This is a genomic window from Nostoc sp., from assembly GCF_036917675.1.
GTDB lineage: Bacteria > Cyanobacteriota > Cyanobacteriia > Cyanobacteriales > Nostocaceae > Nostoc.
Genome location: NZ_JBALCT010000003.1, coordinates 182841 through 194008, shown reverse-complemented (window position 1 = coordinate 194008; position 11168 = coordinate 182841). Strand labels below are relative to the sequence as shown.

Here is an 11168-nt window from a genome sequence, read left to right as displayed (position 1 = left end):
CTGAGACTTTTATTTATATTGCGATGATACGTATTATGGTCAGGCGACTTGCATAATTTTTGACCCGCTTCAACTTTTAAAACATCCTCTTAGAAAAAAGTCGTTCAAAAATAGGATCAATATGTTCCCGACTTTTCATAATTGTGATTGACTGTATGCGGACGTTCTAACAGTAACGCAATTTTATAGGTTCGTCTTTGATATTTCCACTGAAATATTCAGAATTTCTAACTTAATATAAATGATTGCTTTCCGGTTTAATTACTTAATTTTAGAGATGAATTAACTTCAGATATTTTTAATTATTCCCGATAATTTAATCTAAAAAAAGTTTTGATAAAGTTTAGACGATCGCAATTAGTAATATATGGCAATCAGCTAGGTTAAAGTCTTAATCCAAATGGTATTGCTCAATAGACTTCTTGATAAAAATCCCAATAAAAGCAAAAGGTCTAATCTCAGTCAATACGTAAAGGTGCAAAGATGTACTTTGCACCTTTATGTGAAATTACGATCCTATCTTGGGCACACTATCTTCAGGCCCGGTGGTGACAATCACCAGATTTTCCGGCTTAATTAAATCCTCAATTGCCTGTTGCATTTGAGCCATAGTGACTGCTTGAATCCGCAGAGGAAAGTCTCGGATTTCTGATCGTGAAAGTCCCAAGACAGCATTATCCAAAATCATGCTTGATACATCACTGGGATTAGCTAAATCCACGGGATAGCTATTAGTAATTGAGCGTTTTGCCGCGTTGAATTCAGCCTCCGTTATACCTTGTTCGCGCAACTGTTTGAGTAAAGCGAGAGTACTGGCGATCGCTTTTTGGGTATCTCCAGGAGCAGTCTGCATCTGAATCAAAAAGGGGCCGGGATTGATTCCGGCGGCAAAACCACTGAAAATACCGTAGGTTAGACCTTGGCGATCGCGCACTTCTGTACCCAAGCGGCTCGATAAGGTATCACCACCCAAAATTTGATTCAGCACTAGTGCTGCATAAAAACGCGGGTCTTTCCGAGCGATGCCGTTGTAGCCGATGTAGGTAACAGCCTCTGTTTTACCAGCAATTAGTTTGTTTAAACGTGTCAAAGTTTGCGGTAATGGCACAGATGCTATTTTCAGCACAGGTAGCTTACCTGTGGCTTGCCATTTGCCAAACACCTGATTTAACAAAGCTTTTACCTTAACTGGATCAAAGTCTCCAACTAAAGCGATCGTCGTGCTATCTGGTCGGTAGTGTGTCTGGTAAAAGCCAAGCAATTGATTACGAGTAATGCTCTTTAAGCTCTCGGCTGTGGGAAAGCTATGGAATGGATGATTTTCTGGGTAAATTGCTTGCTGAAATAGTTGTCGTCCCAGTCCTTTGGGGTCATCTAGCTGGACTTTGAGACTTGTCAGGGCCCGTTGGCGACTCAGTTCTAACTGATCGGCTGGGAAAGTGGCGTTTTCTAAGACATCTGCCAGAGTTTGAATTAATATCGGCAAGTTTGCGGAAAGCCCCTGACCACTAATGCTAACTCCTTCGCGGCTAGCACCGAACTCTAAACTGGCTCCCCGGTCTTCTAAGGTTTTTGCCAAGTCCAAAGCATTTTGAGTCTGCGTCCCATTCATTAAGTTTTTCGCAGTCAGATTCGCTAATCCAGCTTTTTGATTGCCGTCAAATTCAGTACCGGCGTTAATTTGTCCACTCAGGTTAATGGTGGGGAGGTTGCGATCGCTCAACAGCAGAACCCGCAAACCATTATTTAAGGTAAACTCTTCTGGTAGTGGTTGTTTGCCCGAATCTGTAGCTGATGTAACAGGTGGTAGATATTTAGCCAGTTCTGCTGGATCTACAGGTTTACCGGGGCTGAAATTTTCCACCGTGCGACTAGAACCAGCGTTAGAAGTTCCTGGTTTACCATCTGGTTGAGTTGGCTCAAAGAAGCCGATGGTTTGTTTAGCCGGATTTAAGTAAGTTTTTGCTACTTCCTGGACTTGATCTGGGGTGACTTTAGCGATCGCAGCCAGATACCGTTCAATAAAACGATAATCCCCCGCCACAGTTTGGTTATACCCCAGTTGCGTAGCTTGACTAGTGATGTCTTGATTACCCAAAATATACGAGGCTTGCAGTTGCGTCTTCGCCCGATTCAATTCTTCTGTCGTAACAGGCTGCTGTTGCAATTTTGCTAAAGATTCCTGGAGTACCTGGGCAATTTTCCCCAACTCTTTACCCGGAGCCGCCGTAGCATCAATTTCATACCAACCGGGTTCAATGAGTTCGGCAGCACCGCCACTCACTGAACTAGCGAGTCCAGATTCCACCAAAGCCTGGTAAAGCCTAGAACTACGTCCACCGGTGAGGATGGCATCCATCACATCAATTGCCGGGACATCAGGATGGTTGATATCTGTTAACGGATACACCGCTTGCAGCAGTGCCGCACTTCCAGGTTGCTTCAAAACGATCCCCGCTTTTTTAGCAACAGAGGTAGGAGCAGTCACCTGGGCGGAATTTTCAGCTACAGCCGTCTTGGCTCGTTTTGGCAACTTACCATAAGTTTCTTTCACAAATTTGAGTGCAGGTTCTGTGGCAAAATCCCCTGTAATCACCAGCGTCGCATTTTCTGGGCTGTAGTAGGTTTGGTAATAATTCCGCACCTGCTCCACCGTGAATTTCTGTACATCTGCTTTTGTGCCTCCCACAGGTAAGCCATAGGCTCTGCTAGGGAAAGCATCTCGCATCACTGCCCGACTCAGACGATAGCCTGGGGAATTTTCGTACCCCTGTAACTCAGAGATCACCACCCGCTTTTCACTCTTTAGTTGCTCAGTCCCAACTAAGGAGTTTTCCATGCGATCGGCTTCCAGTGTCAACAATGCTTCGAGTTTGTCTCGTTGCACTGTGCCAAAGTAAGCTGTTTCGTCATAACTAGTAAAAGCATTGAACTGGCTACCCAAGGCACTAAACAACCTGCCAAACTGCACTGGACGGTCAGTTGTACCTTTGAACATCAAATGTTCTAGCTGGTGAGAAATGCCATTCTCTCCCTTAACCTCATTACGTGAACCAACTTTATACCAAACTTGTACGCTCACTACTGGAGCAGTATGGACTTCCTTAGTTAGCACTGTTAAGCCGTTGTCCAATACCGTTTTTTTTACCCCTTGGGTGAATGAGAGAGCAGATACAGGTGCGATCGCTGTCGGTGTTGCAGCATTGGTGAAATTGCCCGAAAAAGGCACAATACTTAGGAAAAGGCTAAGTAAAAACCCGATAAGCATATATGAGCGTAGCTTCATAAGCAATGGGAAATGCAAAATTTCTAATTATAAAACAAAACCTTAGTACCGGTTTGAAAAAGTCAAAAGACTTACATTCTCGGCTTTTTTACCATTTTCAATGGTAGCTTTATTTCCGCGATGCTGTAATAGTCGGTTTTCAAGTTTACCTATTTGCAAGACACCTACGAGCAATAGCCCACAACGAGGGTATAAAAATCCCTTTCCTTATTTATTGCCACTTCTTCTCGATTTTCAAGACAGATGTAACTTTACGCCCTATTACAAATTATTACAAGTATATTAACAACGATTGCGATGTGTTTCATTTGACAAGTTTTCCGGAATATCCACTTTCATAATTGGTTTCATTCTTATTGTCATCCCATCAGGGTAGATATCTTGGTCAAACTAGCAATAACTTTTTTAAATATGCAAACAAGAAACTTAATTGCATCATTCACATTAGGTATAACCTTAGCAGCAATACCTGTATTACAATCTCATGCTCTAGAAGAAAAAACACCGAACTTGTATAATTTCATAGGGTATAATTCCCAAGGCGAGAAAGTCAGTATTAATTACTCAACGTCAAGTTTTACTGGTAAGCCCCTTTTCAACTATCAAGAGCAGAAACAGACATTAAACTTTGCGGGAGATGAGATCCGTACTGTAGATACGGAAATTGGTACACTAGTGACTGTGACTATTAAAAAGACAGTAGATACTGGCAACACCACATTTACCTTGCTCATACCTCGTGTAAACCTTGCATATAGCAACGAAGTAAAAGTTGAAACTAAAGGAATCACCACAATAAACCGCTTTTCTGTGATTCCTCAATTCAACCAGGGGCAGAAGCAAATTTATACAACAATCTCTCTGAAGGGGACAGCCCAATCTGTTGCGTTTTAAGCACAAGAGAGTTAAAAAAATTAAACTTCTTGCTCAGATGGAGGAAAGCATTAAGGGTGAAGGTAAATAATTGTTTCTCTTCACCTTTATTGCTTAACCTGATTCTTTTTTAATTTGGCATCTCGGTGATAATATCTTTTGATCAAAGCCTCAGAAGTAGATTAGCGACTGATTACAAGAGATTTACCAACTCGGTTATAATAAATGGTATCAATGTTTGGTTGCAATTATCGCTATGGAACGCGAAGCCCTAACGATTCGGTTTCCGGCTGATTTACTTGTCAAAGCTAAGAAAATTAAGGAAGGTAGCGAATCCTTGAATGATTTGGTGGTTGAGGCTTTGGAACGTGAGGTGAGCCGCCGCAGGGGATGGGCTGCCCATCAACGAATAATTGCCCGTAGCGAAACCGTTAAAGCTAAAACTGGGATACAAGCAGCCTCTACAGATTTGACTCGCAGCCTCAGAGAGGACGAAGGGCGACGTGACTAGAGTTTTGTGTTTAGATACCAGCGTTTGGATTCCCTATCTTGTACCAGAAGTTTATCAATCTCAAGCTAGAAAGCTAGTAGCAGAAGCCTTAAGTCTGAGTATACCCTTAGTGGCTCCAGCTTTTGCTTGGGCAGAAGTAGGATCTGTGCTAAGAAAGAAAACCCGTATGGGAGTTATCACAACAGGAGAAGCACAAGGTTTTTTTGAAGACTTCTGCGAACTGCCTATTGATTACATTGAAGAAGAGGCAATTCGGACAAGAAGTTGGGAAATTGCAGAGCAATATGGATTATCCACCCTTTATGATGCGGCATTTCTTGCTTGCGCTGAGAGTGCGTCTGCGGAGTTTTGGACGGCTGATGCTGCACTGGTTAGGCAACTCACACCCCGACTTGCTTATCTCCGAGAATTAGGAGAAATATAGCAGTTTAGGGAAGTTTGACTTTTAATACGTATTGCATTTTCTTGAAGAAAATGCTCACCAATTGATAAAAAAACGATTTACATTATAATTTTTACAAAACCTCATAAAATTTTATGAATAAAGTAGAAATTCGCCAGCAAATTAAAGAATATGTTGATCAACTTTCCCCAGAGAGATTATTAGTCGCTGCTGATTTTTTAGCGGATTTAGTAGAAAGAGACGATAATGAAGCAACTGAAGAATTCTTGAAAATAGAGGGGTTTAAAGAAGCGTTGGCTAAAGCAAAGAAGAATGTTGAAGGAGGTAAGGTAGTTTCTGTTGACCAACTCCAACGAAAATATTAAGTATATGTTTATGAATAATTTTAAAATGTATTTTATAAACAAATAGGTAATTTAGGCGATGCCTACGGCGGCAAACTACGCTCTCTCCCATCTTATCTGCAATTACCGTTTAATTTGCTTAGGAAAGTTAGGAACTAACAAAGATTGACCTAATTCACCTTGTTCATTATAGAATTTAATTTGACCTTGTTCATTACATAACCATACTTCCACAGCTTGAGCTTCTAAATATAAATTTCTTTTAAATTCCATTTCTTCCAAAGTATTACCACTGGATTTGACTTCTACACAAATTTCTGGTGCAATAGAAGCTGATACTTCATCTTCAATTTGAGAGAATCGTTCCTGTGAACACCAGACAACATCAGCAACTTTCACACCATCTGATGTGTTGATAGCACATTCTGGCATCACTTCTCCTGTATTCAAGCAAGATTCTAATAAACGTTGGATTCTTCCTTGATAAAAAGAATGTTTAATTTTTACTGGACTCATTACGATTTGACCCCATTTATTTAATTCGATTTTGAAGGGTAAATCTTGTAATTGTTTATGTTCACAAACTTCTTCCCATCTCATAGTTAATATTTGCCTAGAGTGATTGATTTAATTTTAACTCATCTATTAATATTGAGACTCACACTCTGATTGCTGACATTTTCCGTTGATTGATAGCGAAAATCTCATGCAAGAACTGCCTATTGATTACATTCAAGAAGAGGCAATTAGGGCAATAATCTGGAAAATTGCCGATAAATACGGATTATCTACCCTTTATGATGCAGCATTTCTTGCTTGCGCTGAGAGTGCGTCTGCGGAGTTTTGGACGGCTGATGCTGCACTGGTTAGGCAACTCACACCCCGACTTGCTTATCTCCGAGAATTAGGAGAAATATAGCAGTTTAGAGAAGTTTGACTTTTAATAGCTATTACTGCAATTTGGAGAGAATTTCAGGGAACTATATAACTGTAGCTTTCACTCCTGCTTTCTCACGTAATTTTTTTATGGCTCAAAGTTTATCTCCAAAAATTCAACTCCCGACAGTAATCAAAGAACCTTCTTTAGAAACAACTGATAATCACCTAAATATTAAATACCTCAAGCTTGTTAATCATACTGCTAGTAAAAGAACAAAATGGTCTTACCAAGAAGATCCTCAAATTGGTGTTACCTTCTATTTGCATTGGGCAATGAACGAAGACTTGAAGAAAGGATTGAGCGAGGAGGAAATTAGTAAGAGATTAGCACGAAAAAAAAATGATGCAAACAAAGCAGTTCAGGGCGATCGCATTCTCTTGTGCCAAAACCATTACAATCATGGTCATCGCGTAACTCATGTGGTGGAAACAGTTAGTTCCACTGCTGAGAAGACAAATGAGATGTGGACACGCGAAGTTCGGGTAGTTTGGGTTGCACAAGATCCTTGGGAATATGCGCCACAGACAAAAAATGTCATTGGCAACTTTTTATTCAAAGGTGGTAACTTGATCAGTGCTAATGCTCCCTCAATTGATCTGAATTCAGATGCACTGAAATAATTGAGCTTATGGAAAAAATGTGGTGCGTTATATTGCGTTAACGCACCCTACAAATAAATCAACTCCTAAACTTCAACATCTAAAGTACGCACCAAAAAAGCCCACTTATCGGCGACTTCTTCGATAATTTTAGCCGTGGGTTTACCCGCACCATGTCCGGCTTTAGTTTCAATTCTAATTAGCGTTGGCGCATCACCTGCGTGAGCCTCTTGTAAAGCTGCGGCAAATTTGAAACTATGAGCAGGGACAACGCGATCGTCATGATCGGCTGTGGTAATTAAAGTTGCTGGGTAAGCTGTATCTGGTTTGATGTTGTGTAGTGGCGAATAAGCATATAGCGCTGTAAACTCTTCTGGATTATCTGCTGAACCATATTCGGAAGTCCAAGCCCAACCAATGGTAAATTTGTGGAACCGCAACATATCCATGACGCCGACTGCTGGTAAGGCTGCACCAAACAAATCGGGACGTTGCACCATACAAGTACCCACTAATAAACCGCCGTTACTACCACCTGCGATCGCTAGCTTCTCAGTCTTAGTATACTTATTAGCAATCAACCATTCAGCTGCGCCAATAAAGTCATCAAAGACATTTTGCTTTTTATCCTTCATTCCTGCTTGATGCCATTCTTCACCGTATTCTCCACCACCGCGTATATTGGGCATAGCATAGATACCACCCATCTCCATCCATACCAAAAGACTTACGGAGAAACTAGGTGTCATTGAGGCATTAAAACCGCCATAAGCATAGAGATAAGTAGGGTTATTCCCATCCAATTTAATGCCCTTTTTGTGGGTAATAAACATGGGTACTTTAGTACCATCTTTGCTATGATAAAAGACTTGTTTAGTCTCGTAATCAGCAGGATTGAAATCTACTTGTGGTTGGCGAAAAATAGTGCTTTTCCCAGTTATCATATCGTAGCGATAGATAGTTCCTGGTGTTGTGAAACTGGTGTAACTATAAAAAGTTTCGGTATCATTACGCTTCCCTCCAAAGCCTCCGGCTGAACCGAGTCCAGGTAGTTCCACCTCACGTACAAACGCACCTTTGAGGTCAAAAATTTTAATTTGGCTGTGAGCATCTTTGAGATAATCAGCAATAAATTGGTTATTGAGTATCCCTAAACTTTCCAAAGTTTCCGCGGATTGGGGAATGATTTCTCGCCAATTTTCCTTGGCAGGGTTTTTGGTATCAATGGCAATTACTCGTCCGCGTGGTGCATTTAAATCTGTGCGGAAATAAAAGACGCTATCATCATTGTCTATAAAGCTATAATCTGCCTCAAACTGGTTAATCAGTTCTACAACCTCAGCATTAGGGTTAGTCAAATCTTTAGAGAAAACTAAATTCTTGGAGTCAGTTCCCAGCCAAATCGAAATTATTAGATAGCGTCCATCTTCAGTAACATCGCCACTAAAACCCCATTCCTTTTGGTCAGGACGATGATAAATTAGTATATCTTCTGATTGTGGTTTACCTAGTTGATGATAGTAGAGCTTTTGATAATAGTTAACATCTTCTAATTGAGTTTTTTCATTCGGTTCATCGTAGCGACTGTAGAAGAAACCTTGATGATCGTGTGTCCACGATGCGCCAGAGAATTTAATCCACTTCAGGTGGTCTTGGAGGTCTTCGCCAGTTTCAACATCGCGTACTTTCCACTCTTGCCAATCAGAACCAGAGGCGGATAGACCGTATGCTAAAAGTTTACCATCTTCGCTAATAGACAATCCGGAAAGAGCGACAGTACCATCTTCTGAAAGTTTATTGGGGTCGAGTAAAACTTTGGGTTGGTCGTCGAGGGTTTTTAAGGTGTAGAGGACACTTTGATTTTGTAGCCCGTCATTTTTGAAATAAAAATAGCGATCGCTGGAACCGTCTGGCAGAGATTCGCCTTGTTTAAAAGGGATACCATATTTTTCATAATCCCAAAGTTTGGTGAGGCGCTGTTTAATTTTTTCCCTGGTAGGAATTTCACTCAAGTAGCCAAAAGTAACTTGATTTTCTGCCTCAATCCAAGTCCTTGTTTCTTCCGAGTCAGGATCTTCTAACCAACGGTAAGGATCTGCGACTAAAGTACCGTGGTAGTTATCGACTTGATTGCTTTTGTGGCTGGATGGGTAGGTGAGGGGTTTTTCAGAGGAGGGCATAATCTCAGGTAAAAAGTGCTTCTTTATATACTACAAAGATAGATACCTAACCCCCAGCCCCTTCGCTACAAGGGAAGGGGAGTAAGATTCAAGGTCTTTCTAGGTGAGAGGATTAACAGCAGGATTTAGTAGACTACTTGCCACCAACCGAAGGCTGGGCCGAGAAAACGGATAGTTGCCCATCCGACAACCATCAGGATAATGCCTATCCAGGCACCACGAGTAGTCCAAGTGACAAATTGTTCGGATTGAGTTTTTGTGATGGGAAGCCAAGGCAAGATTCGAGTCTCTTGACCGTATGTTTCCCCTAGTGTAGTTTTACGACGCTTTGCTTCACCCATAATCAGCAACTCAAATTCTATTTAGGTTCTAAATTTATTTTGCCAGGAATCATGGCTATAGACAATTAGGGCATTGGGCATGGGGCATGGGGCATTAACAAATTACCTTAAGCAGAATTTTCTTCGCCAGTGTTAGAAAATAGACTGGGATCGAGATAGTTAATGCGTGCCAGAGGACTTAAAGCTGCGAGAATTTGAGCGCCGTAGCTGCGGTTAATTACGCGACTATCAAGCAAAGCAACAATGCCTTGACTTTCTCTGACTGGAGCGATCGCTCGTTGTAATTCATTCAAGGCAGATGGCAACAAATATAAACGAAACCAATCTTGATGCGATCGCTTATAGCGAGCTACCCTACCAGCTACTAGGGGATTTTCTAAAGATGGTAAAGGTAAAGTAGCAATAATTAACAGTTGGGGTGCAGGCAAGACTCGTTGATGTTCTCGCCAAAATTCCCAACCGCTAATCAAAATACCATTTTCATCTAAACAAGTTTTTTCTACTTGCACCCGCGAACCAAACTCTGAGGCCAGAATTGCCGCAACTTGAGACTTCAGTGGGACATCCCCGACTAAGACAACCGTTAATCCTGGTGCTGTAGCACTTAGACAAACCAGTGTGCGGACTTTGTGAATAAATGCCGCTTGAAATTCTGGGGTGTTAGGTAGGGGCAACTTATAAGGTACATACAGTTGAATTGCTTCTGCTTGACTCTCCGAAGAGAACTTCAGACAAGTCAAATCGTCCAAACCCAGGCGATCTCGGAAAAGAGGAGCTTCAGTTTCCGGTTCGATAGCGCTGCCAATTAAAACTACTGGTTGTCGCTGCCAAATGGGGGAGAGGATTTCCCCTAATTCCATTGGGGCGTAGTGCAAAGAAAATAAACCTTGTCGATGGGCAATAGTCGCCCAGAAGAGAGGAGGGTGAGCAGGGGAGCCAGGGGGGGAAAGATTTTCGTCGAGGGTTTGAAATTGCTGCCAGAATTGTTTCCAAGGTTCTGGCAGTGCTTGTACTGACTCGAAAGTAGAATAGAGACGACTTAAAATTTCTATTTCTGGCTGGGAAATTAGATAACACTCATAGGGATTGGGAGGATGCTGAAAAAGTTCGTGTGTCAGTTGTATCCGTGCTTCATGAATTGCCTCAGCTTCGTTTGGGCAAGCGAGGATGAGTTGATCCCAATCATGGGGTTGAATATCTTGGGTAAGCTGAGTACGCACCCAATCTTCGAGATCATCTACCCCATCAATAATTGTGGGGATGCCTTGGGGAAAGCGATCGCCACCAGCCAATTGTCCTCTCAACCAAGCTTCTGGGGAGGTTAACAGTAGTCCTTGGAATTCGGCACCAGGCCAAGCGTCACCCGTCCTAATCGGTTTGTTGGCTGGTAGCCACTGCTGTAAACGCGGAATTTCTACCCGCAGCAGAAGTTGCTGCACCGCTTCTTGAGCAACAATAATTACAGGGCCATGCCACATTAGGGCTGATGCTACGAAACTGGTACGATACCGCCCTTGATAGCCACAAACTGCCCCGACTTGAATTAGGGCGCTACGTCCCAGGCGCAAGGCGCGTGCTACCAACCGTGCCATCGTCAAATGATGGGGCCAGGAAGGGAACCCCGCTTGCGATCGCAAAAAGTTATGTAGTGACAAATGAACTTCTGCCTCAATCACACGCTTTTAATCCCA

Annotated in this window: 11 protein-coding genes; 6 read left to right on the top strand and 5 right to left on the bottom strand. The window is 42.1% G+C overall.

Annotated elements, in window-relative coordinates; all coding sequences use genetic code 11:
• Positions 1 to 508: 508 nt before the first annotated feature.
• Positions 509 to 3268, bottom strand: a complete 2760-nt coding sequence (locus V7K31_RS01500) for a M16 family metallopeptidase (RefSeq protein WP_335092162.1) — start codon at positions 3266 to 3268, stop codon at positions 509 to 511.
• Positions 3269 to 3667: 399 nt separating this feature from the next.
• On the opposite strand from V7K31_RS01500, the gene V7K31_RS01495 reads away from it, so the two are divergent.
• From V7K31_RS01495 to V7K31_RS01480, 4 genes are all read left to right on the top strand, one after another.
• Complete coding sequence (locus tag V7K31_RS01495) at positions 3668 to 4180, top strand: hypothetical protein (RefSeq protein WP_335092160.1); 513 nt, start codon at positions 3668 to 3670, stop codon at positions 4178 to 4180.
• A gap of 235 nt (positions 4181 to 4415) precedes the next feature.
• Positions 4416 to 4670, top strand: a complete 255-nt coding sequence (locus V7K31_RS01490; protein ID WP_335092159.1) for a YlcI/YnfO family protein — start codon at positions 4416 to 4418, stop codon at positions 4668 to 4670.
• A complete protein-coding gene (locus V7K31_RS01485; protein WP_335092158.1) occupies positions 4663 to 5094 on the top strand; it encodes a type II toxin-antitoxin system VapC family toxin in 432 nt (143 codons plus the stop codon). The genes V7K31_RS01490 and V7K31_RS01485 overlap by 8 nt, the downstream gene beginning before the upstream one ends.
• 113 nt (positions 5095 to 5207) lie before the next feature.
• Entirely contained in the window at positions 5208 to 5438 is a 231-nt protein-coding gene (locus tag V7K31_RS01480; protein ID WP_335092156.1) for a hypothetical protein, read from the top strand.
• 102 nt (positions 5439 to 5540) lie between these two features.
• Here the strand turns inward: V7K31_RS01480 and V7K31_RS01475 are convergent, their stop codons facing one another.
• Positions 5541 to 6017: a Uma2 family endonuclease gene (locus tag V7K31_RS01475; protein ID WP_335092155.1), complete on the bottom strand. Its 477-nt coding sequence runs from the start codon at positions 6015 to 6017 to the stop codon at positions 5541 to 5543.
• Positions 6018 to 6123: 106 nt separating this feature from the next.
• Here V7K31_RS01475 and V7K31_RS01470 point away from each other — a divergent pair, with 106 nt between their 5' ends.
• The gene (locus V7K31_RS01470; RefSeq protein WP_335092154.1) at positions 6124 to 6336 is read left to right on the top strand and encodes a type II toxin-antitoxin system VapC family toxin; all 213 of its coding nucleotides are present in this window, start codon (positions 6124 to 6126) and stop codon (positions 6334 to 6336) included.
• 107 nt (positions 6337 to 6443) lie between these two features.
• Positions 6444 to 6977 carry a hypothetical protein gene (locus tag V7K31_RS01465; protein WP_335092153.1) on the top strand — a complete coding sequence of 178 codons (534 nt, stop codon included), beginning with the start codon at positions 6444 to 6446 and terminating at the stop codon, positions 6975 to 6977.
• A 65-nt stretch (positions 6978 to 7042) separates the two neighbouring features.
• On the opposite strand, the gene V7K31_RS01460 is transcribed toward V7K31_RS01465, so the two are convergent.
• The 3 genes from V7K31_RS01460 to V7K31_RS01450 form a co-directional block, all read right to left on the bottom strand.
• Positions 7043 to 9136: a prolyl oligopeptidase family serine peptidase gene (locus V7K31_RS01460; protein WP_335092151.1), complete on the bottom strand. Its 2094-nt coding sequence runs from the start codon at positions 9134 to 9136 to the stop codon at positions 7043 to 7045.
• 125 nt (positions 9137 to 9261) lie between these two features.
• Positions 9262 to 9477, bottom strand: a complete 216-nt coding sequence (locus tag V7K31_RS01455) for a DUF2839 domain-containing protein (RefSeq protein ID WP_335092150.1) — start codon at positions 9475 to 9477, stop codon at positions 9262 to 9264.
• Positions 9478 to 9584: 107 nt separating this feature from the next.
• A complete protein-coding gene (locus V7K31_RS01450) occupies positions 9585 to 11153 on the bottom strand; it encodes an ATP-dependent DNA helicase (RefSeq protein ID WP_335092149.1) in 1569 nt (522 codons plus the stop codon).
• Positions 11154 to 11168 lie beyond the last annotated feature (15 nt).

What these genes read in the sequence shown, in the direction of transcription:
- V7K31_RS01475 (WP_335092155.1), bottom strand. Translation starts at nt 6,017, where the DNA reads ATGAGATGGGAAGAAGTTTGTGAACATAAACAATTACAAGATTTACCC.
- V7K31_RS01455 (WP_335092150.1), bottom strand. Translation starts at nt 9,477, where the DNA reads ATGGGTGAAGCAAAGCGTCGTAAAACTACACTAGGGGAAACATACGGT.
- V7K31_RS01500 (WP_335092162.1), bottom strand. Translation starts at nt 3,268, where the DNA reads ATGCTTATCGGGTTTTTACTTAGCCTTTTCCTAAGTATTGTGCCTTTT.
- V7K31_RS01470 (WP_335092154.1), top strand. Translation starts at nt 6,124, where the DNA reads ATGCAAGAACTGCCTATTGATTACATTCAAGAAGAGGCAATTAGGGCA.
- V7K31_RS01490 (WP_335092159.1), top strand. Translation starts at nt 4,416, where the DNA reads ATGGAACGCGAAGCCCTAACGATTCGGTTTCCGGCTGATTTACTTGTC.
- V7K31_RS01480 (WP_335092156.1), top strand. Translation starts at nt 5,208, where the DNA reads ATGAATAAAGTAGAAATTCGCCAGCAAATTAAAGAATATGTTGATCAA.
- V7K31_RS01465 (WP_335092153.1), top strand. Translation starts at nt 6,444, where the DNA reads ATGGCTCAAAGTTTATCTCCAAAAATTCAACTCCCGACAGTAATCAAA.
- V7K31_RS01460 (WP_335092151.1), bottom strand. Translation starts at nt 9,136, where the DNA reads ATGCCCTCCTCTGAAAAACCCCTCACCTACCCATCCAGCCACAAAAGC.